We start from the raw sequence: 23,371 nt of genomic DNA, 5'->3' as shown, positions 1-23,371 counted from the left end.
CACGTGAGCCAATCGTTACAAAAACGTTGACACTCGTAAGATCCTTCCTATAGGTTCGTAAGTTCTTGGTAGAGGTTAGCTGGAGGAGCAACTTCTACCGAGACCAACAACGCAATTGTCGTTGATTGGTAATCACAAATGCGCTGCCTTGTTCAGCTGGCAGACAGCAAGTTCCGGAGGTGCAAGGCCGCTGGAACTTGGAACTTGCGACGCAAGGCGACTTTTGACCCCAGGAAGGGCTGGGGTCTTTAACTGGGGAGAAAATATGCAGTTCCGTAAGAACGTAGATAACAAACTTACGGTGGCCGTGCGCTTCGCACTGTCGCTGAGTGCTTTGGCTGCGGTGGCGCCGGCGTTCGCCGAAGACGCCCCGAGCCAGAGCGATGCCAAGAAGCTCGAGGCTGTCACCGTCACCGGTTCGCGCATTCCGCGTGTAGACGTCGAAACCGCACAGCCGGTGGTGACGATCGACCGCAAGCAGATCGAAAACCAGGGTTTCACCTCGGTTGCCGACATCATGCAGAACCTCACCGAAGTGGGTTCGCCGCCGATCAGCCGCGCTAGCGCGCTGTCGTCGGGTGAAGACGTTGGTGGCTACTACGTGGACCTGCGCAACATCGGTCCCAACCGTACGCTGATCCTGGTCAACGGCAAGCGCCTGGGCGCCAACACGACCGGTCTGCAGGATCTGAACCAGATCCCGGTGTCGGCCATTGAACGCATCGAAGTGCTGAAGGACGGCGGTTCGTCGATTTACGGTTCGGACGCCATTGCCGGCGTGGTGAACGTGATCACCCGCAGCAATTACACCGGCGCCGAAGCCAACGCTTACGTTGGTGAATTCGATCAGGGCGACGGCAAGAAGCAGATCTATGACTTCACCATGGGCACGGCCAACGATCGCGGGTCGCTCATGATGAGTGCCCAGTACGTGAAGGAAGATCCGGTCAACGCCAAGGATCGCGATTTCAGCAAGTATCCTGCGGGCCCGAGGCATCCTGAGCCGGTCAACGGCTGGAGTCCGGTGAGCCAGTACGGTGCGATCATCGGTGCGCCGTGCGGCCCTGCGAACTCGAAGGGCGTGCTCCCCAACTGCACGCTGAACCCGGGCGCCGATCCGCGCAATATTGCGAACTACCACGTCCAGACCGTGGATGAGTACGCCAACTCGAACGAGCAGATGTTGGTGCAGACGGGTAGCGAGCGCACGTCGCTGTTTGTGGCAGGCAAGTACAACCTGAACGATAACATCGCGTTCAAGACCGACGTCCTCTACAACAAGCGCAGCACCACGCAGCAGATCGCAGGTTATCCCTACCAGTCCGCCTCGTTCGGCACCCCGCTGTCGGGCCAGAGCTACTTCAACCCGCTGGGCAAGGACCTCAACTTCGCCCGTCGTGGCTGGGAAGTGCCGCGTACCACCGATAGCCAGTTGGAAACTTATCGCTGGACCGCGGGCTTCGAAGGTTACTTCGAAGCCGCCGGTCGCACGTTCAACTGGGACGTGGGCGCGATGACCAACCGCAACAACATGCTGAAGATCGGTCACGGTGACTTCAACCTGATCAATTCGGAAGCTGCGCTGGGTCCGTCTTTCATGGGTTCGGATGGCCAGGTGCATTGCGGCACCAACGGCAAGGCGATCGCAGGCTGCGTGCCGTGGAACCCGCTGCTGCCCTACGGCCAGGCTGGCGCCGGCTCGCTCGCCGGTTCGGACCTGCAGAACTTCCTGTTCCCCGAGTTCCATGACACCGGCAAGACCACGACGATCGATTACACGGCCAATATCGCAGGCACGGTCTTCACGTTGCCGGCTGGTGATCTGGGCGTGGCAGCAGGCGTGGAGCATCGCGAAGAGTCCGGCCGCTTTGTGCCGGATGCGTTCAACCAGTCGGGCCTGAGCTCAGGTCTGGCCAAGACCACCACGTCGGGCAAGTACCGCGTGAACGAAGCCTACCTGGAACTTGACGCGCCGCTGTTGCGCGACATGACCATGGCTCGCGAGCTGTCGATCAACCTGGCTACGCGCTACTCCGATTACAGCAACTTCGGTAGCACCACCAACAGCAAGTTCGGCTTCAAGTGGAAGCCGATCGATGACATGCTGGTGCGTGGCAGCTGGGCGGAGGGCTTCCGCGCACCGACCATCGCCGACTTGTACGGCGGCGCCAGCGGCAGCTTCGAGTCCTACACCGATCCGTGCGATGCCGGAAAGGGCACCGCCAATGGCAACCCGGCCGTGGCCGCTCGTTGTACCAGCGGCTTCGGCGGTCAGCCCGCGGTGGCGGCCAACTTCAAGCAGCTCGGTCAGGGCCTCGTGCCTTGCAAGACCTATCCGTGCCAGTCGAACTATCAGTTCACCGATGGCTCGAACCCGAACCTCACGCCGGAAACTGCAACCACCCGCACGCTGGGCATCGTCTATAGCCCGCACTTCGTCGAAGGTTTCGACGTTTCGCTGGACTGGTACAAGATCGACATCAAGAACCTGATCGCCACGGACACCGTGCAGAACATCCTGGATGACTGCTACGGCGGCGGCATCGCCTCGCGTTGCGCGAACTTCACGCGTAATCCGGCGACCGGCGTCATCACCAACATGTATTACGGTACGACCAACAAGGGTTGGGAAAAGACCGCTGGTTATGACTTCGGCGTGAACTACCGCTTCTCGCTGGCTTCGATCGGTCAGTTCGTGGCGCGTTGGAACACCACGTATGTCGATTACCTCGACATCAAGGCTGACGACAATCCGTCCACCAAGGTGCATCCGTATGTCGGTATCGCCAACAGCGCAGGCGCTACCTTCCGCACCCGTTCCAACCTCACGCTGGACTGGAGCAAGGGTATTTGGGGCGTTACCTGGACGATGCGTTACTACTCCGGCCTGAGCGAGAAGTGCTCGTACGAGTGTAACGAGCCGAACCACATCGATCCGTTCAACGGCAAGTACCCGATGAACCATGTCGCCAGCACCACGTTCAACGATGTGCAGATCCGCTGGTCGTTGCCGTGGAAGGGCACCATCTCGTTCGGTGCGAACAACGTGTTCGACAAGGTGGGTCCCACCATGTACACGAAGCCGGTCAGCTCGTTCGTGTATTACGGTGGCTTCGACATCGGTCGCTTCTACTACCTGAAGTACTCGCAGCGCTTCTAAGCAACATCGAAGCGCCTGCACCAAGGGGCGGCCCGGCAACGGGCCGCCCTTTCTATATGCCGGCCGTTCAAGCCGGCCAACCACGAACCGGGGCGTACGCCAGCGCATGGTTCAGGCTTTTACAAGCCCTGCCTTTTGGGCTATGGTGATAGCTTCCCCCGTGTAGAGTCGAGGCGTGTTGGGCGCCTGTTGGTTCTCGCGCTAAGCCCTGACATTTAGATAGAGGTTTTTCCATGCGCCGTCTTGTTTGGTCGCTGATGCCGATCGCTGCTCTGGCTCTTGCCGGTTGTGGCAATTCTTCCCAGTCGTCCCAGGACGGTGCACAGGGCGGCAACGCCGCTCAGGCGCCGGCCAAGGCCAACCAGATCACCGGCCAGGTGACCTTGCGTGATGCCACCCAGGTGTCCCCGTCGGCCAAACTCGAGCTGGCGCTGGTTGACCAGACCGCAGAAGACGCGGCGCCGCTGGCCACCAAGACGGTTGAACCCGCCAACACCTTCCCGCTCTCGTTCGAGCTGCCGTTCAACGCGGCCGACGTGAACCCGAATGACATGTACGTGATCAAGGCCACGCTGATCGACGGTGACCGTCACTACAACCCGCCGCTGCAGACCATGGTGCTGACCAAGGGCGCACCGACGCAGGTGAGCATCCAGCTTGCCGCCGAGCAGACCCAGGGCGAAAAGGAATTGGCCGCCTTTACGGCCGTTCAGAAGCAGATTGGTGGCATGAAGATCACCACCGGCACCAAGCTGGAAGACAAGGTGTCGCGTGGCTGGCAGGTGTTCCGCCAGGCCGGTGAAGTGAAGTTCATCCGCGAAGACGTCGACTTCGGGGACAAGGGCTTCACCAGCACCGATTACGCCTTCAAGGACGGCAAGCCGTGGGTGGTCGTGCAGCAGAAGAAGTCCAGCCGCGAAGGTAAGCCGAGCTCGACCCAGCGCGCTGCCTGGGCGCAGGACGGTTCGCTGGTGCTCAAGACCGTCGAAGCTGGCGGCAAGACCTCGCCGCTGAGCGACGACGATGCAGCCAGCTTGCAGAAGCAGGCCCAGTCCATTCTCAATCTGGCGACGGGCGGCAAGGGCAAGTAAGCCCCCTGTTTCATCCCTGATACAAAAAAGCCGCCCGCGTAAGCGGGCGGCTTTTTTATTGGCTGGCACTACATGGCTGGGCAGCGGAATCCGCGCTCCGGTGGAAACAAAAAAGCCGCCCGCTTACGCGGACGGCTTTTGAGTGGGGATGACAGTACGCCTTAGAAGGCGTACTTCACACCCAGGTTGATGCTGTTGTAGCTCTGGCTGCTGTCGCTGAAGCGGCCGCTGTAGCCGAGCCAGCCGGTGAGCACCGGCGTGAACTTGGCGCTCAGGCCCACATCCACTGTGCCCCAGCTCTTGTCCGGCACGAAACCGACCAGGCTGAAGCTGCCCGGCATGCCGTTGAGGCCGGCGGTGACTTCGCGGGATTGGTTGGCCTTGCTGTCGTGGTTCCAGGCGAGCTCAGCGTACGGCTGCAGCATGGTGCTGCCTGCCTGGTACGAGCCTTCCAGGCGCCAGCCGATCATGGAGAGCTGCGAGTCGCGCTGCTGGCTGCCAAACCACATGGCCGTGCTATCGCTGCTGGCCTCGTTGAAGCCGTTCACCTTCACCGTCTGCCATTCCACCGTGGCGAACGGACCCGTGCGCAGGCTGGACACGTCGAACCACCAGCCGCCGGTGAGGCCGCCGCCGACGTGGTTGCCGTCTGCCTTGGCTGTTTCCGTGCGGCGCAGGGCGCCGAGCTGGATGGTGCGCTGGATGTCGGAGAAGTTGTCCTGGCCGAAGTCGACGTAGCTGCCGATGTAGCCGCCACCCTGGTGGTAGAACAGGTAGCCCAGGCCGGAGACGTCCTGCAGCTTGTAGCCGCCGCCGCCCGAGTAATCGGCATTGTGCTGGCCGATGTTCATGGCCACGCCGCCGGTGAAGTTGTCGTTGAAGCGCACGTCGGCACCGAAGGTCAGGTTGACGTTGTTGCTCTTGGTGCGCGGCGAGGTGCTGCTGCTATCAAAACGCTGATCGCCGTAGTCGACGTTGGCAAACACGCGGGTGTCGGTGCCCTGGCCATCGGCCATCATCTGGTTGCGGATCGCGCGGTTCTGCGCCGCGATCGACGCCAGCGGCGCCTCTGCCAGCAGCGAGGCGTAACCCGGAGCGCTGAGAATGGACACCACGTACTGGCCGAGCATCACGTCAGCGCCGGTGGTCGGATGCACGCCGTCGGCGAACAGGTAGGTCTGGTTGGTGCCCGGCGCCCAGGTGTACGGCAGGCCGGAACCCTGCGGGCCGCACTGCACCGAGCTGGAGCCCACGCCGCAAGCCGGCGTGGAGACGTTGGTGAAGCCAAATGCTGCCGGGTTGGCAATCGCCTCGTTGAGCAGGCTATAGGTGTCAACCGGAATGATGCCCTTGCCCAGCCCGTAAATGCCGGCGTTGAGCGTGCCGTTGAAGACCTGGCTGAGGCCGGTGAGCGCTGCGGCAGCGGTCGGGCCCTGCGCGACGCCATCGGGCGTCAGGCCGATGTTCGGCAGGTTGAACACCACGATGTTCTTGGCGCCCGCGGCCTGCAGCTGGCCGATCAGCTTCACTTCCTGCTGGGCGGCGGTAGCGATGGCTGTCTGGGCCTGAGCCGGCGACATCAGCGAGGACACGCCCGCGCCTGCGGTCACCTGCGCCACCACGGCGTTGGTCACCTGCGCGGTGATCGTCGGCAGGGCTGCGGCGATCTGAGCCTGCGAGGCGCCCTGGCTCGCCAACAGCTGAACCTGCTGCGCCACATTCTGCTGAATCAGCTGCTGCGCCACAGCGGCAGCGCCGACCGAGGTGGCCGCGTTGAAGATGTCGTTGGCGCCGCCCCAGATGGTGTAGAGCGCTTTGCTGTCCACCTTGCTCGTCGCCAGGTAGTAGTTCACCTGGGTGGAGATGGTGGGAACGGCCGATGGGGTGCCTGGCGAGTTGTTGAGCACGCCAGCGCCACCCCAGGCGTAGTCGTTACCGTTGGCCAGTGACGGGCCCAGGCTGAAACCGTAATGGGCGGCCACGTTCTGCACCGTCACCGAGCCCGGGTTGGTGGTGAACTGCAGCGGCGGCTGGATGGCCGGGTTGGTGGCCAGGGAGATGTTACCGGCATCGCTCAGGCTGTCGCCGAACGAGATGACGTTGCTGAACGGGGAGCTCGACGCCATGGCGGACGAGCTGAAGATCAGGGCGGCGGTAATCGCGCCAGCGATAAGGCGAGTACGGGGCATGTCGGTAACGCTCCTGGACCGGGATGGTCTTTGTTATTCCGACGTTACGTTAATGCAAGGCCATACGTAAGCGCATGCTGCGGCGCACCGCGAAAAAGCCTACATGGCAGGCTTCACATAACTGTAGGAGCGCACTTGTTCGCGATCGGACTCACCCATACGGCAATGGTGGCCGGTCGCGCACAAGTGCGCTCCTACAATGGGCGGGATTTAGCGCTTCTGTGCCTTGGAGAAGGCGTCCGCGAAGGCGCTATTGGAGGGCGCTGGCGCTGACGGCTTCGGAGCACCGCCACCCGGGCGTGGGCCACGTCCGTCGCGCTGGCCGCTGCGGGCATCATTGCCGCCGGCCGGACGAGCGCCACGGGCTTGCTGGCCCGGTTCGTCGTCCAGGCGCATCGACAGGCCGATGCGCTGGCGGGGCAGGTCGACCTCCATCACCTTCACCTTGACGATGTCGCCTGCCTTCACCGCGTCGCGCGGATCTTTCACGAAGGTGTGCGAGAGCGAGGAGACGTGCACGAGGCCGTCCTGATGCACGCCGATGTCGACGAAGGCGCCAAACGCGGCGACGTTGGTCACGCGACCTTCCAGCACCATGCCGGGGCGCAGATCCTTCAGATCCTCCACGCCTTCCGCAAAACTCGGTGCCACGAACTCCGGACGAGGGTCGCGGCCCGGCTTCTCCAGTTCCTTGAGGATGTCGCGCACGGTCGGCACGCCGAACTTCTCATCAGTGAACTGCTCGGCCTTGAGGCCACGCAGGAAGCTGGTGTCGCCGATGATGGAGCGCACCTCGCGGCCGCACTGGGCCATGATGCGTTCCACCACCGGATACGCTTCCGGATGCACCGCACTCGTATCGAGCGGGTTGTCGCCGTTGGGCACACGCAGGAAGCCTGCGCACTGCTCGAACGCTTTATCACCCAGGCGCGGCACTTTCAGGAGTGCTTTGCGGTTGGCGAACGGGCCGTTGGCGTCGCGATGCTTCACCACGTTTTCTGCCACGCTGGCGGAGAGGCCCGCCACGCGCGTCAGCAGCGCAGCGGATGCGGTATTCACGTCCACGCCCACGGCATTCACGCAGTCCTCGACCTTCGCGTCCAGCGCACGCGCCAGCTTCACCTGGTTCACGTCGTGCTGGTACTGGCCCACGCCAATCGCCTTGGGTTCAATCTTTACCAGCTCGGCCAGCGGATCCTGCAGGCGGCGTGCAATCGACACCGCGCCACGCAGGCTCACGTCCAGATCCGGGAACTCCTTGGCCGCCATTTCCGATGCCGAATACACCGACGCGCCGGCTTCGCTCACGACGATCTTGGAGAGCTTGTGCTCCGGATGCGTCTTGGCCAAACCCTTGATGAGTTCGCCAGCCAGCTTGTCGGTTTCGCGCGAGGCCGTGCCGTTGCCAATCGCGATCAGGTCCACATCGTGCTTCTGGCACAGACGCGCCAGGGCGGCCAGCGATTCGTTCCACTGTCGGCGTGGCTCATGCGGATAAATGGTGTCGGTAGCGAGCAGCTTGCCGGTGGCGTCGACCACCGCCACCTTCACGCCGGTACGAATACCGGGATCCAGACCCATCACCGACTTCGCGCCAGCGGGCGCGGCGAGCATGAGGTCCTTGAGGTTGTCGCCGAACACGCGGATGGCCTCGTCTTCCGCACCTTCGCGCACGCGGCCGAACAGATCCAGCGTGAGGTGCAGATGCAGCTTCACGCGCCAGGTCAGACGCACGGTTTCGCGCAGCCATGCATCGGCAGCGCGGCCCCGATCGATGATGCCGGCATGCGCGGCCACGCGGCCTTCGCCTTCCACGTGGCCTTGCTCCATGTCGAGGGCAGGCGAGAGTTCGAGTTCAATCACGCCCTCGTTGCGCGCGCGCATCAGTGCGAGCAGACGGTGCGAAGGGATCTTGCCGATCGGCTCCATGTGATCGAAGTAGTCGCGGAACTTCGCGCCTTCGTTCTCTTTGCCTGCGACCACTTTGGCGCGAATCTGGCCCTTTTCCCATAGCCAATCGCGCAGCCCGCCGAGCAGGCCGGCGTCTTCGGCAATGCTTTCCATCAAGATCGCACGGGCGCCATCGAGTGCGGCGCGAACGTCGGGCACACCCTTCTCGGCATCGATGAAAGGTTCAGCGGATGCTTCTGGCGACAGTGTGGGATCTTCGCGCAGACTCGTAGCCAGCGGCTCGAGGCCCGCTTCGCGTGCGATCTGCGCCTTGGTGCGGCGCTTGGGCTTGTACGGCAGGTACAGATCTTCCAGGCGCGCCTTGGTGTCGGCGGTGAGGATGTCGCCCTTGAGCGCATCCGTCATCTTGCCCTGTTCTTCGATGCTCGCCAGGATCGCGCTGCGGCGCTCTTCCAGTTCGCGCAAGTAGCGCAGTCGCTCTTCCAGCAGGCGCAGCTGCGTGTCGTCGAGACCACCCGTGGCCTCCTTGCGATAGCGAGCGATGAACGGAACGGTGGCGCCACCGTCAAGCAAATCCACCGCGGCGTGAACCTGATCCGGCTTGGCGGCGATGTCCTGGGCAATACGTTGTTCGATGCTGAGCATGGGGCTAAAGCGATTCCTGAGCGTTCGACAAGACAGCGGGCACTCTGGCCCGCCAGACCGTCGATCATAGCAAGTTGATCCCCTGGCTTACTGACGCGCGGCTGGAGCCTGTTCAGGACGAAGCACCAGGAAGCCGACGGCGCGCAACTGGGCGGGCACATCGTCGCGGTCGCCCGGATACTCGGTGGCGATACGGTGGCTGCGTGGCCAGTGGTGCGCACGCCAGGGGTGCTCATAGGGCGTGCGCGCAAACGGCATCATCACCAGCGCAGGCCGCGGCAACATGCGTGGGGTGCCGAGGTGGTCGCGCGGCGGATACCGCACGCTCACCGCGGCGAGCATGGCAACAATCAATACCAGGGTGATGGCAGCGGCAAGCCAGCCTTTGGTGGTCAATCTGGGCTGCGCTGCCGGTGCATCTCGCGTGGAGGGTGCGTTGGTCTCATCGAGGGGCACGGTGATATCGCTATCGGCAGGCGTCGCCACCGGCGTGCGACGCACGTCGCCGATAAAGCGATAACCGAGGCTGTGCACGGTCGCGATATAGCGAGGATGCCCCGCACAGTCGCCCAGCGCGTGGCGAAGTCGCGAGATCGCACGGGTGAGCACGCCGGGCGTGACATGCCGATGGCCCCAGGCAGCATCGAGCAATGCGTCTTTGCCAACCACCTCGCCGGCCTGCTGCAACAGCACCACCAGCACAGCGTAGGCCTTGGGCTCAACGGATAGCTCTGTGCCTGCACGCATGAGGCGATGTGCACGCGGCTCCACGACAATATCGTCGCATTGATAAATCCAGCCGCATTCTGGAGGGTTCTGGGCCATGATCGAACCTGTTTCGCGGCCCCCTGTTGCGGCACAGCATGCGCCCGTCCCGCGGTGTGCACATCCGCCATAGGTCATAACGTGTATTTGCAGCGCTTTGCGCCGCCATGCTCGCATGCATAGTGCACTTGCTACAGATGGATCGACGTCCATTTGTCATCAGCAAGACTGCGTGTCGTCGTCTCTATCTAACGGATGCGTGAATGCAAGCGTGTTGTGAACATCGCGTCGCATGGATGTAACTCTCGCCGATCACCCATGCCGAGACGGTCTCATCGTAGGGGGATGCCTACGCCGTTTCACGAGCACCGCAAAAGTGCGCTCATCTAGCTGCTATTCATCTATGAGGGACTGATCCACGGGGAAATCATGGAACGTCACACGATACAAACGCAACGAGGGCGCGCAGCGGCAACGCTGCGCGCCCTCGTTGTTGTGGTCAATCACGCGTTGAAAGAACCGTCGCTTGATCCTGCATCAGGTGCACGAGCAGGCATGTCGTTCGCGCGGCCATTGAGCACCAGCGAGTGCGCGAGGAGGTCGTGGAGCCCTTGCTTGCGCTCCGTCCAGGTCACCGCGATGTAGCAGACAAACGGAATGAGGCCCGTCATGACATTGGTGAGGCGCACCGCATTGCGAAGCGCCGCACGACCTACCGTCAACCCATTGCCATCGATGTCGGTAACGCGCAGACGCAGCGCGAGCTTGCCCGGTGTGGCCTGCCACTTCGAACTTTCAAACAGCGTGTAGTAGAGAAAGCCGATCACGAATGTGGCGATATTGGCGCCTTGCGTCGCTTCCGCATAATCGCGAATCGCCGTGCTCATGTCCGGATTGGCCTGCAGCTGCGTCAACATGTGCGTGTACGCCGTGAAGCCGTCCATGGCGTAGAACGCGATCATCGACGGCACCATCAACACCATGAGGTCGATGACCCACGCGCCAAAACGCTGCCAGAAGGACGCGTAGTCAAACATCGTTGCCGTGGTCCCGGCATCGGTAAATGACGAAGCCGTCGGGGCCGACGATTGCGGTAGCGGCGGAATGCCCGCGTCGGATGCACTTTCGCGCTGAACATCCTCGGGGTACAGGCTCGACAGTGGCTGCCAGTCGGCCATGCCTTCGTACCAGCCGAGGTCGTCGGGGCTCACCTGTCCGGAGCGGAGCCACTGGCGCACGTCCACCTCATTGTAGGGGCCGTGTCGTTCGCCATCCCGCCCGATCCAAACTTCCATGATGTGCTCCGAATGATCTTTCAGATCCGCATGATGCCATGCAGACACGTCATCTTGTGCGTGCAGATGGCGGATTTCAGGCTGCGTCGCGACGTTTCAGGTGCACCAGCAGCAGCGATATGGCTGCGGGCGTCACGCCGCTGATACGTGCCGCCTGCCCGATGGTTTCGGGTAGTACACGCTTGAGCTTGAGCAACACTTCAGCTGAGAGGCCGCGCACTTTGTCGTAGTCAAAGCCATCGGGAATGGTCGTCTGCTCATGACGACGCTGGCGCTCGATCTCTTCGCGCTGGCGCTCCAGATAGCCCGCGTACTTGGTCTGCACTTCCACCTGCGCGGCAACGTCGACGTTGTTCACGGCGGGTCCGATGCCGTCCACCGTGGTGAGTTTGGCGTAATCCAGTTCCGGGCGACGCAGCAAATCGAGCGCGTTGGTCTCGCGGCTCAGTGTGATGCCGAGCAGCGTCGCTATATGTGCGCCCAGTGCGTTGGCGGGTGTCGCCCAGAGGGAACCCAGGCGCTGGATTTCGCGCTCCACCGCGTCGCGCTTGGCACGTAGCGCGTCGTAGCGCGCCTGCGGCACCACGCCAAGCTTGTGGCCGCTTTCGGTGAGGCGCAGATCGGCATTGTCCTCGCGCAGATGCAGGCGATATTCCGCACGCGAGGTGAACATGCGATACGGCTCGATCGTGCCATTGCTGGTGAGGTCATCGATCAGCACGCCGATATAGCCTTCGTCGCGACGCGGATACCACGGCGCCTCACCCTTCACCGCGAGTGCTGCGTTCAGGCCGGCGATCAGGCCCTGTGCGCCTGCTTCCTCATAGCCGGTGGTGCCATTGATCTGGCCGGCGAAATAAAGGCCCGGAAGGGTCTTGGTTTCCAGCCACGGATGCAGGCCGCGCGGATCGAAGTAGTCGTACTCGATCGCATAACCGGGCCGCGTGATGTGCGCGTTCTCGAAACCTTTGATGGAGTGCACCAGCGCCAGCTGCACGTCGTAAGGCAGCGAGGTGGAGATGCCGTTCGGATAGATCTCGAACGTATCCAGGCCTTCGGGCTCGATGAAGATCTGATGCGAGTTCTTCTCGGCGAAGCGAACCACCTTGTCCTCGATCGAGGGGCAGTAACGCGGTCCGATGCCTTCGATCTGGCCGCTGTACAACGGCGAGCGATCGAGAGAGCCGCGAATCAGCTCATGGGTGTGCTCGCTGGTATGCGTGATCCAGCAGCTCACCTGGCGCGGGTGCTCATCGCGCGAACCGAGATAGGAGAATACCGGCGAAGGGTTGTCGCCTGGCTGTTCCTCCAGTCCGCTGAAATCGATGCTGCGCATGTCGATGCGCGGCGGTGTACCTGTCTTCAGTCTGTCAGCGGCCACGGGCAGTTCGCGCAGCTTTTGTGCAAGCGTGCTGGCGGGCGGGTCGCCGGCGCGGCCTCCGGCGTACTGTGCCGGCCCAATGTGGATCTTGCCCGCCAGGAACGTGCCGGCGGTCAGCACCACGGCCCGGGCACGGAAAGCCAGACCCATCTGCGTCACCACGCCGGTAACGCGACCACCCTCAAGGACCAGATCGTCCACCGCTTGCTGGAACAGCTCCAGACCAGGCTGGGTTTCTACCATGCGGCGAATCGCTGCCTTGTACAGGGCGCGATCGGCCTGGCAGCGCGTGGCGCGCACCGCGGGGCCCTTGGAGGCGTTCAGCGTGCGCCACTGGATACCGGCGAGGTCAGCCGCATGTGCCATCGCACCGCCAAGGGCATCGATCTCCTTGACCAGGTGACCCTTGCCGATGCCGCCGATGGCCGGGTTGCAGCTCATCTGGCCGATCGTCTCGATGTTGTGGCTCAGCAGCAGAGTGCGCGCGCCCGTGCGCGCCGAGGCAAGCGCAGCTTCGGTACCGGCGTGGCCGCCGCCGACCACGATGACGTCGTAATGGATGGGATGAAACATAAGAGCCTGCTCGATATCTATTCGTAGTCTGCGTTGGTCACCTGTGGCCGCCAGGGAGTAGCGCGTGGTGTGGCGCCTGACTGGTGGTCATGTCGAGCCGCGCGCTACTCCCTGGCGGCCACAGGTAACCAACTCTCCGGGCCGGGTCTGTTTGCCCGCCATCCTGCGTCATCACTCGGTCGTGTATCGACATACACTCCCTCGTTCTTCCTGGTCTGGCAGGCAAACAGCTCCCGGCGCAGACCACGAATAGATGTTGAGCAGGCTCTACAGCTGCCCCGAAAGCGCAGGTTTGGACCCTTCTGGTCGCTTATGGTAACGCCAGCCAGGGCCTCCGGCCGCTGGCACGCTTCCTGCTTCGCAATCCGTGCACTTTCCTCAGGCAGAAGCCGCGCGACAACGCGCGCTGAGATCGAACGACAGGGGTTCGGTTGCGTGCTGGGAGAGGAAGCAAGACGGCGCCCCTTGGGGCGCCGTCGTTTTTTTCGGGCCTGGCGCAAAAAGTCAGCGCTTACGGGCCTATATAAGATCTGGCGCCCGGCGGTCTCAGGAACAGGGGGAATCCAGGATGACCGTGTTGCCGGGCGCCAGAAACCGAAAATCGGGTTACCAGCAGCGGCGCTTTGCCGCCCGTCTGAGGTTGGATATTTACCCCTTCACCGTGAACGTGAAGTGACTAAAACGCCGTTTTGTGCCAACTCACGGCACCTGCTGACGCGCAGCGTCATTCCGTGATCTACGCCAAAAAGTAAACGTGATGGACATCACGTTGATGGCACGGCCATTGCTTCCTCGAACTAGCCAGTCAAGGACTGCCGTTCTAGGGGACTCAAGTCATGGAACTCAGCGTCGATCTTCAGCCGGTTTATCAGCACCACGATCTACTGATCGAACTTGGCCGTGTCGAAATGGCCATGGAACATCTGGACGAGCGTAGCGAGAACGAGCGCCAGGCGCTTCGTCCCCGCCTGCTGTCGCGCTTGAGCCGTCTTCGTGACGAGCTGGAGCGTCTGGTCGTCTAGTTTCGCAACTGGCGGCGTGAACCTTTAGACGTCCAAACGTTCGCGCGGATCAGGGCAGGCTCGTCCGCCTGCATGTCTCGAGTAACACCCTCTTACGCCCGGGTGCCCCGTCATCGGCGGGAAGCACTCGGGCGATTTCTTTGGGCGTTTCGCAGGCGCTAAGGCGATACATCAAGAGTGCCGCCTTATCCGTGCTGCATGCTCTGCACGATCTCCGTGAGGTTCCGCGACAGGCCAGGCTTGGCCGCCAGTGCATCGATGGCCGCACGCGCCGCGCCATGGCGGCCCGGTTCAAGACGTTGCCAGCCATTGAATGCGGTAGCCAGTCGCGCAGCGACCTGCGGGTTGATCGCATCAAGTTGCTGAAGTCGCTGTGCCAGCAACGCGTAGCCGCTGCCGTCGGGGCGGTGGAAGCCGTCCGGGTTGCCGCGCGCCCAGCTGCCGAACAGCGCATTCACGCGGTTGGGATTCTTGAGCGTAAAGGCTGCATCGCTTTCCAGCGCACGCACCCTCTCAACCACGTCATCACCGGGAAGCTGTGTCTGCACGGCGAACCACTTGTCCATCGCCAGTGGGTTATCCGCATAGCGCTCGCGGAAATGCAGCAAGGCCGCGCGTGCCTGGGGTGCGTTGCCGCGTACCAGCACAGAGAGCGCCGCCAGTCGATCCGTCATGCTGGGTGCGTTGTCGTACTGCAGCGTGGCCAGCGTATGGGCCGCCCATGGGTCGATGCGCGCAATCAACTCAAGCACGCGGCGCTTGAGCCGACGACGGGCCTGGCTGACGGCGTCCAGATGCAGATTTGTATGCGCCAGCAACGCGTCATAGCGCTGCTGCAGCGTTTCGCGACCGATGCGTAGCGCCAGTTGCTCCTGCAGCTGCTGGCGCAGCGCGTGTACGTGGGACGGGTCGACCACGCGCTCGCGCTCGGCCAGCTCAATCTCACTTGGCGGCGTCAGCAGGTCGGCAAGCAGCGCGTCGTCCAGTGTGCTATCACCGAAAAGTGCCGCCAGGGCTTCGCACCATGCGTCAAGCGAATCAGTGCCCGTGCCATCGCGGAGATTGTCGAAAGCGCGTGCTGCCAGTTGCTGACCGGCTTCCCAGCGATTGAAGCCATCGACGTCGTGGCGTAGCAGCAGCGCCAGTTGGTCCGGCGCGTAATCGCACTCGAGAATGACGGGTGCAGAAAAGCCGCGCAAAAGCGACGGCACCGGCGCCGCAGGAACCTGTTGGAACACGAAAGACTGTTCCGCACGATCCAGCACCACCACACGCTCGCTACCGCCGGACTCGCTTGCACGGTCGCCGGCCAGATGCAGCGGCAGCATGTGCCCACTTCGATCAAACAGCGCCAGCTTCACCGGAATGGGCAGCGGCTGCTTGTGTGGTTGGTTCGGCGTGGCTGGCGTGTGCTGCGAGAGCGTGAGCGTGTACGAGCGATGCGCAGCATCGTAATGACCACGCGCAATGATGCGCGGCGTGCCGGCCTGGGCGTACCACGCCAGGTAAGGCATCAGGTCGATCTGGTTGGCTTCGCCGAGTGCGCCGAGGAAATCTTCCAATGTGGCGGCGCGACCGTCGTTGCGCGAGAAGTACAGATCCATGCCGCGGCGGAAGCCCTCACGCCCCAGTCGACCGGCAACCATGCGCACCAGCTCGGAACCCTTCTCGTACACGGTGGCGGTGTAGAAATTGTTGATCTCGCTGTACTGCGCGGGCCGGACAGGATGCGCCAGCGGGCCGGCATCCTCCGGGAACTGCGCGCGACGCAGCAGCGCGACGTCTTCGATGCGCTTGAGCGGCGCGGAATTCATGTCCGCGGAGAATTGCTGCTCGCGAAATACGGTGAGGCCCTCCTTCAGCGAAAGCTGGAACCAGTCGCGGCAGGTGACGCGGTTGCCGCTCCAGTTGTGGAAGTACTCGTGTGCCACCACCGCTTCCACCGCGCGGTATTCGTCGTCGGTGCTCGAATCGGGATCGGCCAGCAGATACTTGGCGTTGAAGATGTTGAGACCCTTGTTCTCCATCGCGCCCATATTGAAGTCGTGCGTGGCCACGACATGAAACACGTCGAGGTCGTACTCGCGACCGTAGGCCTGCTCGTCCCAGTGCATGGAGCGCTCCAGCGCATCCATGGCGTAGCCGCAGTGGCCAATGGCGTCAGGCTCGGCCCAGATCACCAGCTGCACCTTGCGGCCGCTGCTGGTGACGTAGGCGCGCTCGATCTTCTGCAGGCGCCCAGCCACCAGCGCAAAGAGATAGCCCGGCTTGGGATGAGGATCGACAAAACGCGCCCAATGGCGACCATCGCCCAGATCGCCTTGCCCGTCCGGGTTGCCGCCAGCCAGCAGTACCGGGAATCGCTCCCGATCAGCGCGCAGTGTCACCGTATAACGGGCCAACACGTCAGGGCGGTCGGGGAAGAAAGTGATGTGACGGAAGCCTTCGGCCTCGCACTGGGTGAGCAGGAAGCCCGCCTCACGCGAGCCGGACAGATACAGGCCCTCCAGCGCTGTATTGGCGGCTGGCTGCACACGCACGCGCGTCTCCAGCACGCTGCCATCGCGGGCACCGTCCACTTCCAGTACCTGATGGGCGTAGCGCCACGCACCTTCAGCCAGAGGCTGCCCGTCCAACACGATCGACAGTAACTCCAGACCTTCGCCATCCAGCCGCAAAGGTGCCTGCTGGTCGGGGTCACGCTGCAAAACCAGGCGCGACGTTACCTCGGTGCTGTCGATGCCAAGGTCGAAAGCCAGTTCGATCGTCGACACGCGCCAGGCGGGGGCGCGGTAGTCGCTGAGCCGGATCGGCGTGGTGGAGGCGTCGTTACGGTTGTTCATAGGTACGGCTGGGGAGAAGGGGATTACTCAGGCTAACATGCGGGCCTTTCCAGGCAGGACAAGGCGATGGCGGAGTATCTTGCGGAACGCGGGCACGTGGGCAGTCACGAGATCGTGGTACTCAGCGATCCTGGCCGGGGACGGCGCGTGTGCATCGCTCGACGCGGCGCCACCGTGCTGAGCTTCGAGGTAGCGACCAAGCATGGCGTGCGCGACATCGCCGACGGCTATCGCGATGCGGGTGAGCTCGACACGCGCCCCAGTTCCCGTTTTGCGATCATGGTGCCGTTCGCCAATCGCATCGCCGATGCGCGTTATCTCTTCGATGGCGAACCCAACGACCTGCAACCGGGTGTCGAGGGCGCGTCGCGCGCCGCGCGGCACGGTTTTGTGCGTGGCGTGGATTTTGCCATCACCGAACTTTCCGCTGATGCGCAGGGCGCCCGCGTCACCTTCGCTACGCACGCGATTCGCCCGGGCGTACACCCCGGTTATCCGTTCGCGATCGACCTGGCGGTGACCTATACGCTCGACGCCAACGGGCTCACGCTGGAAGCGGTGATGCGTAACGTGGGCCCGGATGCAGCGCCGTGCTTCTTCGGCTGGCATCCGTACTTCCGGCTCTCCGACGGTTCGATCGATGGCTGGGAGTTGCAGATTCCCGCCGAGACCGTCGTGCGTACCGACGCCGATTACATCCCCTTGCCCGGTGCAGCAGCACGGGTGCCGATGGATCGCGCGCCGGAGTTGGATTTCCGCCGCATGCAACCGATCGGTGCTCGCGAACTCAACCATGCGTTCACCGATCTTCGCTGCGACGCAGACGGACGAGCGCGCACGCGGCTGCGTGATCCCGAAAGCGGCTTGGGCATCGCCATGTGGCAGGCCTCCGGCGTGATGCTGGCGTTCACCGCCGACACCGTTACCCGCGACGTTCGCCGGTCGGTGGCGTTGGAGCCGATGGAAAGCTCGGCAGACGCATTTAATCGCGCCGATTGCGCCGATGTCATTCGACTAGAGTCTGGCGCCGAGCGGCGCTTTCAGTGTGGTGTGGAGATCGAAAGCGTATGAACCCTGTTGCCAACCCCGCTGCCTTGCCCACCTTTGCGCAGATACAGGAAGCTGCCGCACGCATCGCTCCCTACGCGATCGTGACACCAGTGCTTCGCAGCTCGGTGCTCAATGCGCTGAGCGGCGCTGATCTTTACTTCAAGTGTGAAAACCTTCAGCGCGGTGGCGCATTCAAGTTCCGTGGTGCTTGCAACGCTGTGTGGTCGATGGATGACGAGCAGGCCGAGCGTGGCGTGGTCACCCATTCGTCCGGCAATCACGGCAATGCACTGGCGCTGGCGGCGGCCACGCGCGGCATTCCCGCGCATGTGATCGTGCCGGAAGGGGCGGTGCGCACCAAGGTCGAGGCGATCGAGCGGGCTGGCGCCATCCTGCATCGCTGTGCACCGACGCAGGCTGCACGCGAGGCCAAGGCGGAAGAGGTGCGTCTCGCTACGGGAGCGGAACTGGTGCATCCATTCGCCGACACCCGAGTGATGGCAGGGCAGGGCACGGCGGTGCTGGAGTTGCTGCAACAGGTGAGCAGTGTGGATGCCGTGATCACGCCGATTGGCGGCGGTGGGTTGAGTGCGGGAACGGCTATTGCAGCGCATGGCCTCGCGCCGCAGATAGTGCTGCATGGCGCGGAGCCGATGGGGGCCGACGATGCGGTGCGCTCGCTTGCGGCGGGTCAGCGGGTGGGGCCGTTCGTGCCTGACACGATTTGCGATGGCTTGCGGACCTTGATCGGGGAAACCAACTTCGAGGCCTTACGCATGCATCGGGTTGAGGTGACCACCGTCAGTGATGATGAAGTCATTGCGGCAATGAAGCTGCTTTGGAACGAGCTGAAGATTGTGGTGGAGACGTCGAGTGCGACGGTGCTGGCGGCGGTGTTGAAGCGGCCGGAGAGGTTCAAGGGGCAGCGGGTGGGGTTGGTGCTTAGTGGGGGGAATGTGGATATTGAGGCGTTGCCGTGGTGAGTGCGCCGTTGTCGGAACTGGTGGCTCGCCTCGCCGCGGCATCTTTGCCGTCATCCCCGCGAAAGCGGGAGGCGCTTTTCAACAGCCGAATGGCTGGTCATCCAGTGACTTTCGCTCTTGACCTAACGTTCCCGCCAGCGTGCCGCCTACGCAGCGGGCGTTTCGACCTTCTGCCGAAGGCCGAGTCACTTTTCTTTTGCTGGCCCAAAAGTCCCACGGGGATTAGCTTCGCGTCAAAAGTAACCCAAAGAAAATGGCCTCAAGAGCGACGTCGTCGTAGCGTCGTGATTGATACAAGCCTTGACGGTAACGAAGCCCGGATCGCCACGATCGCCCGACACGCGGTACGGCTACACCGCAACGCGCCATAGCGCAGAGGGCTTAAAGCCGCCGCTAACTTCGTGGGGGCGAGCAGTGCACCGCACTTCTCCCTCTCCCCTCCGGGGAGAGGGCTGGGGTGAGGGGTCAATCTTGCGATACGCTTTGTTGATCGCTTGAGCAACATCATTGCACCACTCATGCCCGCCGCAGCCGCAACCCACTTACCGCCACCAACCCCAGCAGCACGAAGACGATCCCAACTATTTCCATCACGCTCGGCCGCTCATGCAGGATCACCCACGCCAACAGCACGCTGACGATGGGCACACCAAGACTCGCCAGGCTTGCTATCGCGGTCGGCAGCCGCTGTAGCACGAGCAGCCACAGCCCCCAGGCAATGCTCGATGCCATCACCACACTGTAGGCGAGGCCGCCGATAAAGCCCCAGCTCCATTCCATGGAGCGTTGCGGTACGCATAGCGCAATCACCACCAGTGCCAGCGCGCCGAACAGCATCTGCCACGCGGTGAGGTTGAGTGGCGTGGGTCCGTAACGCAGGAATACCCGTTTACTGAGCACGGTGCCCATGGCCCACGCGGCGCCTGCGCCGATGGCGAGCAATGTACTGCCGGTGTTTCCCAGGCCATGCCATGGCTCGATGATGCAAGTGAGGCCGACGGCGGCGAGGCCGAGGCCCAGCCAGCGGCGGGGCGTCAGTTGTTCCTGCAGGATCAGCCAGGCCAATAGCACGGCCCAGAAAGGCATCGTGTAGGCCAGCAGGGCGACATGTCCGGCGCCGCCGTTGACCAGAGCCCACTGGCCAAGGCCTTGGAACGCGGTGGTCTGACATAGGCCGATGGCTAGCGTCGGCAGCAACGGCGGTGGGCGGAGTGGTTGGCGAAACACGATCAGTGCACCGAACAGTACCAGCGCGCCCAGTACGTAGCGGATGGCCGCGAAGTCGAACGGACCGGCGTGCGAAAGCACTTGCTTCATCACCACCCAGCTGTAGGCCCAGATGAGGATGGTGATGAGTAGCGCCAGCACGGCGCCGCGGGATGAAGATGGCGATGTCATGGAAAGAATCTGGGGGTGATTGCGCGCGCCGGTGCTGCCCTTGTCCGTCGCGTCCGGGTGGGATAGCGTCGCGACTTGTCTACAAGCATGCAAGAGGAACAAGCATGGCCGGAATGAATGCATGGAGTGCGCCGGTGGCTGGTCTGGGGCTGGCCGCGTGCCTGGGAATGTCGTTTCGGTTTCCTGTCTTGCTACAAATGATGGAAGACGGCGAAATCGCTTTACTTAAGGCCGTTCCCCTTGTTCTTGGCGTGGCACTGCTGCTGGTCGCGTCCTTGAGGTTGCTGGTACGTCGCGCAACGCGCGGCAAGTTGTTCTCGATGGCAGTTGTCTTTCTGACGATCAGCCTGTTCTGGCTTCCCCCCATCGGGTTCTCCTATTGGCTGTGGTTGGCTGTGGTTGGCCGCGGCGGCGGCGCTGGCCGGCGCAGTCATCGGCTTTCGTACTCCGAGCGGCGCGAAGCCCGTAGCTTGAGAAGGATTTCGTGATGGCGACCAAAGCATTGAAGCAGCGCTGCCCTTGGGGCGATAGCGCGGACATGCACGACTACCACGACACCGAGTGGGGCTCGCCGCTGCATGATGATCAGGCGTTGTTTGAATTTCTATGCCTGGAAGGTGCGCAGGCAGGCCTGTCGTGGCGCACCATCCTGCTCAAGCGCGACCATTATCGGCGAGTCTTTCATGAGTTCGATATCGCCCGCGTGGCCGCGATGAAGGATCGCGAGCTGGAAAAGGCGTTGCTTGATCCAGGCATCGTGCGCAATCGGCTCAAGGTATACGCCACCCGCGACAACGCCATCGCTGCACTCGAAGTCATCGAGGAATTCGGCAGCCTGGATCGCTATCTGTGGTCCTTCGTCGACGGCAAGCCCATTCGAAACCACTGGACCGGTCAGGGCGACGTGCCGGCCAGCACGCCGCTGTCCGACCGCATGAGCAAGGAGCTCAAGAAGCGGGGCTTCCGCTTCGTGGGCACCACCATCTGCTACGCGTTCATGCAGGCTACCGGCATGGTCAACGATCACGTCGTCAGCTGCTTCCGCCACAAGGCTTGAGGCTTCTTCTGCCGGCGTTGCGAGGCGATGGCAAGACATAGGGGCGCGGTCTCGGCCGTTTGGATCATTGCAGCCTTTTTCTACGACATGCGAGTATCCCGTTGCCTTCGTCCATCGACGACGGCAACAGGCATGCGACAGGGGGGAGCAGCGGGCCCATCACAAAGCCGTTGCAGCTGTCGATTGCCGCTAACTGACCACGCGAATAAACAGGGGAAAACATGTTCAAGAAGTTCGTGACGGCGATGTCGCTCATCGCCATGCTGGTGCTGTCCGGCTGTGCGAGCGTTCCCATGGCGAGCAAGAACGACGATGCCATGGCCAAGCAGTTCACACCTTCGACCGACAAGGCGGTGGTGTACATCTTTCGTGATGAATCCATGGGGGCCGCCATCAAGATGCCCTTGCTGATCGATGGGCAGGCAGCGGGCGATACGGCAGCAAAGACCTATTTGCGCAAGGAACTTGCCCCGGGCTCGCATACCATCGTCTCCAAGACGGAAGTCGATTCGACGCTGACCTTGGATATGCAGGCAGGCAAGACGTACTTCGTGTGGCAGGAAGTCAAGATGGGTATGTTCGCGGCGCGCTCGGCGCTTCACCAAGTGGATGAAGTCAAGGGTCGCGCTTCGGTCGAGAAGTGCACGCTGATCCTCTGATCCAGTGAACAGATCGTGCGCGTCGCGTAAGCGGCGCGCACGATGCTCAACGCAGGCCGTCGACGGGAAAACTCGCAACGTCGCTACCGGCACACGGTGCTTTGTCAGTGGTGCCGATGGCGACTCAATAGCCGTGGCAAGCGCTGCGGCTCTTGTGCATAGCGGAATGCCTCATCCATCAGCCAGGCGCGGAAGGCGAGCAGGGCGGGATGCTGGGCGGAACGCGATGGGTACACCAGGTAGTGGGCAAAGTCGGCGCGTAAACGACGTCGGCTGAGCAGTATCAGCAGCCCCGATTCCACCAGCGGCCGCGCCATGGTCAGTCGGCCAAGCGCAATGCCCATGCCTTCGACGGCGGCGTGATGCAGCGTTTCGGTGTCGTCGAAATGCGCGAGAAATCGGTTCGGCGGTGTGCCGCCAAACGTGCGAAACCATTTCGCCCACACGTTCTCGGGGTCACGCAGCAGCGGAAACTCCGCCAGATTCTTTTGTGTGGGGCGCCCCAGCCGTTTGATCAGATCCGGACTGGCAATCGGCGTCAGCCAGTCATCGAACAGATGCTCCGCGCGCACTCCCGGCCACTCACCGGGGCCAAAGCGCAAGGCGGCATCGACTGGCTCACGGGAGAAGTCCACCAGTGCCGTGCTCGATTGCAGATTCAGTTGCAGATGAGGGTGCGCAGCAATGAAGCGCGATAGCCGTGGCACCAGCCAGCTTGATGCGACCGAGGGCATGACGCTGATGGTGAGCTCGTCAGACGGCGGTGCAATGAATTCGTGCAATGCACGCTCGATGGACTCGAACTGCGGCCCCACCAGTTCCAGCAGTCGGGCACCTTCGGGTGTGAGGTCGACCCCGCGTGGACCGCGCACGAATACGCGCTGGCCAAGACGGTCCTCCAGCCCGCGAATCTGGTGACTCAACGCGCTGGTGGTGAGGTGCATATGCCGGGCCGCCAGCGAGAGATTGCCGGTGCGAGCGGCAAGCACGAAGCCTTGCAGCGCGGTGAGTGGCGGTCGGCCCATATTGAAGTTACCTCAATACTGGATTGCAAAAGTCTCGCTTTTTGCACGCTTCCAGTTGGCCTAGTGTCGGTGTTGCCCACCTACCGGGCACCGCACGAGGAATACCACCATGTTGGTCTTCGGCTTTTCATTTCCCAAGACGCCGGTAACGACATCGGCGCCCGACCGTACCGAGCCAGCCGTCGCTGTCGTCACGGCGGGTACTCTAGCGCCGGCTTCATATACGGAACGTCACAACGACGGAAACGTCGTCGGTGGCCTCGACCATTACATTGACAGCCGCCTGGGTGAAGAGCGGTTTCGCATCGACTGAATGTGACAGCG

Annotated in this window: 17 protein-coding genes; 9 read left to right on the top strand and 8 right to left on the bottom strand. The window is 62.7% G+C overall.

Features of this window, described 5'->3' with window-relative positions; all coding sequences use genetic code 11:
* Nucleotides 1–265 precede the first annotated feature (265 nt).
* Together AC0GUR_RS12985 and AC0GUR_RS12980 are read left to right on the top strand one after the other, a co-directional pair.
* Entirely contained in the window at nt 266–3,160 is a 2,895-nt protein-coding gene (locus tag AC0GUR_RS12985) for a TonB-dependent receptor plug domain-containing protein (RefSeq protein ID WP_472877905.1), read from the top strand.
* Between the two features lie 233 nt (nt 3,161–3,393).
* Entirely contained in the window at nt 3,394–4,251 is an 858-nt protein-coding gene (locus tag AC0GUR_RS12980; protein ID WP_472877904.1) for a DUF1481 domain-containing protein, read from the top strand.
* A 161-nt stretch (nt 4,252–4,412) separates the two neighbouring features.
* Here the strand turns inward: AC0GUR_RS12980 and AC0GUR_RS12975 are convergent, their stop codons facing one another.
* The 5 genes from AC0GUR_RS12975 to mnmG form a co-directional block, all read right to left on the bottom strand.
* On the bottom strand, nt 4,413–6,440 hold the full coding sequence (locus AC0GUR_RS12975; RefSeq protein ID WP_472877903.1) for an autotransporter outer membrane beta-barrel domain-containing protein: 2,028 nt from the start codon (nt 6,438–6,440) through the stop codon (nt 4,413–4,415).
* A gap of 210 nt (nt 6,441–6,650) precedes the next feature.
* Complete coding sequence (locus AC0GUR_RS12970) at nt 6,651–8,996, bottom strand: Tex family protein (RefSeq protein WP_472877902.1); 2,346 nt, start codon at nt 8,994–8,996, stop codon at nt 6,651–6,653.
* Between the two features lie 87 nt (nt 8,997–9,083).
* Nucleotides 9,084–9,743 carry a winged helix-turn-helix domain-containing protein gene (locus tag AC0GUR_RS12965; RefSeq protein ID WP_472877901.1) on the bottom strand — a complete coding sequence of 220 codons (660 nt, stop codon included), beginning with the start codon at nt 9,741–9,743 and terminating at the stop codon, nt 9,084–9,086.
* Nucleotides 9,744–10,264: 521 nt separating this feature from the next.
* A complete protein-coding gene (locus AC0GUR_RS12960) occupies nt 10,265–11,056 on the bottom strand; it encodes an RDD family protein (RefSeq protein ID WP_472877900.1) in 792 nt (263 codons plus the stop codon).
* A 76-nt stretch (nt 11,057–11,132) separates the two neighbouring features.
* Nucleotides 11,133–13,010 (bottom strand): tRNA uridine-5-carboxymethylaminomethyl(34) synthesis enzyme MnmG, encoded by a 1,878-nt coding sequence (gene mnmG / locus AC0GUR_RS12955; RefSeq protein ID WP_472877899.1) that lies wholly within the window; start codon nt 13,008–13,010, stop codon nt 11,133–11,135.
* 836 nt (nt 13,011–13,846) lie between these two features.
* Here mnmG and AC0GUR_RS12950 point away from each other — a divergent pair.
* The gene (locus tag AC0GUR_RS12950) at nt 13,847–14,032 is read left to right on the top strand and encodes a hypothetical protein (RefSeq protein WP_472877898.1); all 186 of its coding nucleotides are present in this window, start codon (nt 13,847–13,849) and stop codon (nt 14,030–14,032) included.
* Nucleotides 14,033–14,217: 185 nt separating this feature from the next.
* Here the strand turns inward: AC0GUR_RS12950 and pepN are convergent, their stop codons facing one another.
* The gene (gene pepN, locus AC0GUR_RS12945; RefSeq protein WP_472877897.1) at nt 14,218–16,875 is read right to left on the bottom strand and encodes an aminopeptidase N; all 2,658 of its coding nucleotides are present in this window, start codon (nt 16,873–16,875) and stop codon (nt 14,218–14,220) included.
* 66 nt (nt 16,876–16,941) lie between these two features.
* Here pepN and AC0GUR_RS12940 point away from each other — a divergent pair, with 66 nt between their 5' ends.
* Together AC0GUR_RS12940 and AC0GUR_RS12935 are read left to right on the top strand one after the other, a co-directional pair.
* Nucleotides 16,942–17,946 (top strand): aldose epimerase family protein, encoded by a 1,005-nt coding sequence (locus tag AC0GUR_RS12940; RefSeq protein ID WP_472877896.1) that lies wholly within the window; start codon nt 16,942–16,944, stop codon nt 17,944–17,946.
* Nucleotides 17,943–18,908, top strand: coding sequence for a pyridoxal-phosphate dependent enzyme (locus AC0GUR_RS12935; protein ID WP_472877895.1), 966 nt, complete (start codon nt 17,943–17,945; stop codon nt 18,906–18,908). The genes AC0GUR_RS12940 and AC0GUR_RS12935 overlap by 4 nt, the downstream gene beginning before the upstream one ends.
* A 516-nt stretch (nt 18,909–19,424) precedes the next feature.
* Here AC0GUR_RS12935 and AC0GUR_RS12930 read toward each other — a convergent pair.
* Nucleotides 19,425–20,306: a DMT family transporter gene (locus tag AC0GUR_RS12930; RefSeq protein ID WP_472877894.1), complete on the bottom strand. Its 882-nt coding sequence runs from the start codon at nt 20,304–20,306 to the stop codon at nt 19,425–19,427.
* 104 nt (nt 20,307–20,410) lie between these two features.
* On the opposite strand from AC0GUR_RS12930, the gene AC0GUR_RS12925 reads away from it, so the two are divergent.
* The 3 genes from AC0GUR_RS12925 (at nt 20,411) to AC0GUR_RS12915 (ending at nt 22,022) form a co-directional block, all read left to right on the top strand.
* Nucleotides 20,411–20,794, top strand: a complete 384-nt coding sequence (locus AC0GUR_RS12925) for a hypothetical protein (RefSeq protein ID WP_472877893.1) — start codon at nt 20,411–20,413, stop codon at nt 20,792–20,794.
* Nucleotides 20,794–21,363 (top strand): DNA-3-methyladenine glycosylase I, encoded by a 570-nt coding sequence (locus AC0GUR_RS12920; RefSeq protein WP_472877892.1) that lies wholly within the window; start codon nt 20,794–20,796, stop codon nt 21,361–21,363. Before AC0GUR_RS12925 ends, AC0GUR_RS12920 begins: the two co-directional genes overlap by 1 nt.
* Before the next feature lie 221 nt (nt 21,364–21,584).
* A complete protein-coding gene (locus tag AC0GUR_RS12915; protein ID WP_472877891.1) occupies nt 21,585–22,022 on the top strand; it encodes a DUF2846 domain-containing protein in 438 nt (145 codons plus the stop codon).
* A gap of 104 nt (nt 22,023–22,126) precedes the next feature.
* On the opposite strand, the gene AC0GUR_RS12910 is transcribed toward AC0GUR_RS12915, so the two are convergent.
* The gene (locus AC0GUR_RS12910) at nt 22,127–23,047 is read right to left on the bottom strand and encodes a LysR substrate-binding domain-containing protein (RefSeq protein ID WP_472877890.1); all 921 of its coding nucleotides are present in this window, start codon (nt 23,045–23,047) and stop codon (nt 22,127–22,129) included.
* A 109-nt stretch (nt 23,048–23,156) separates the two neighbouring features.
* Between AC0GUR_RS12910 and AC0GUR_RS12905 the strand changes: the two genes are divergently transcribed.
* A complete protein-coding gene (locus tag AC0GUR_RS12905; RefSeq protein ID WP_472877889.1) occupies nt 23,157–23,360 on the top strand; it encodes a hypothetical protein in 204 nt (67 codons plus the stop codon).
* Nucleotides 23,361–23,371: the final 11 nt, after the last annotated feature.

Source organism: Dyella sp. PARNA 12/25 (assembly GCF_055702865.1).
This window is presented reverse-complemented; position numbering and strand designations above follow the sequence as displayed.

What these genes read in the sequence shown, in the direction of transcription:
- AC0GUR_RS12985 (WP_472877905.1), top strand. Translation starts at nt 266, where the DNA reads ATGCAGTTCCGTAAGAACGTAGATAACAAACTTACGGTGGCCGTGCGC.
- AC0GUR_RS12980 (WP_472877904.1), top strand. Translation starts at nt 3,394, where the DNA reads ATGCGCCGTCTTGTTTGGTCGCTGATGCCGATCGCTGCTCTGGCTCTT.
- AC0GUR_RS12975 (WP_472877903.1), bottom strand. Translation starts at nt 6,440, where the DNA reads ATGCCCCGTACTCGCCTTATCGCTGGCGCGATTACCGCCGCCCTGATC.
- AC0GUR_RS12970 (WP_472877902.1), bottom strand. Translation starts at nt 8,996, where the DNA reads ATGCTCAGCATCGAACAACGTATTGCCCAGGACATCGCCGCCAAGCCG.
- AC0GUR_RS12965 (WP_472877901.1), bottom strand. Translation starts at nt 9,743, where the DNA reads ATGCGTGCAGGCACAGAGCTATCCGTTGAGCCCAAGGCCTACGCTGTG.
- AC0GUR_RS12960 (WP_472877900.1), bottom strand. Translation starts at nt 11,056, where the DNA reads ATGGAAGTTTGGATCGGGCGGGATGGCGAACGACACGGCCCCTACAAT.
- mnmG (WP_472877899.1), bottom strand. Translation starts at nt 13,010, where the DNA reads ATGTTTCATCCCATCCATTACGACGTCATCGTGGTCGGCGGCGGCCAC.
- AC0GUR_RS12950 (WP_472877898.1), top strand. Translation starts at nt 13,847, where the DNA reads ATGGAACTCAGCGTCGATCTTCAGCCGGTTTATCAGCACCACGATCTA.
- pepN (WP_472877897.1), bottom strand. Translation starts at nt 16,875, where the DNA reads ATGAACAACCGTAACGACGCCTCCACCACGCCGATCCGGCTCAGCGAC.
- AC0GUR_RS12940 (WP_472877896.1), top strand. Translation starts at nt 16,942, where the DNA reads ATGGCGGAGTATCTTGCGGAACGCGGGCACGTGGGCAGTCACGAGATC.
- AC0GUR_RS12935 (WP_472877895.1), top strand. Translation starts at nt 17,943, where the DNA reads ATGAACCCTGTTGCCAACCCCGCTGCCTTGCCCACCTTTGCGCAGATA.
- AC0GUR_RS12930 (WP_472877894.1), bottom strand. Translation starts at nt 20,306, where the DNA reads ATGACATCGCCATCTTCATCCCGCGGCGCCGTGCTGGCGCTACTCATC.
- AC0GUR_RS12925 (WP_472877893.1), top strand. Translation starts at nt 20,411, where the DNA reads ATGGCCGGAATGAATGCATGGAGTGCGCCGGTGGCTGGTCTGGGGCTG.
- AC0GUR_RS12920 (WP_472877892.1), top strand. Translation starts at nt 20,794, where the DNA reads ATGGCGACCAAAGCATTGAAGCAGCGCTGCCCTTGGGGCGATAGCGCG.
- AC0GUR_RS12915 (WP_472877891.1), top strand. Translation starts at nt 21,585, where the DNA reads ATGTTCAAGAAGTTCGTGACGGCGATGTCGCTCATCGCCATGCTGGTG.
- AC0GUR_RS12910 (WP_472877890.1), bottom strand. Translation starts at nt 23,047, where the DNA reads ATGGGCCGACCGCCACTCACCGCGCTGCAAGGCTTCGTGCTTGCCGCT.
- AC0GUR_RS12905 (WP_472877889.1), top strand. Translation starts at nt 23,157, where the DNA reads ATGTTGGTCTTCGGCTTTTCATTTCCCAAGACGCCGGTAACGACATCG.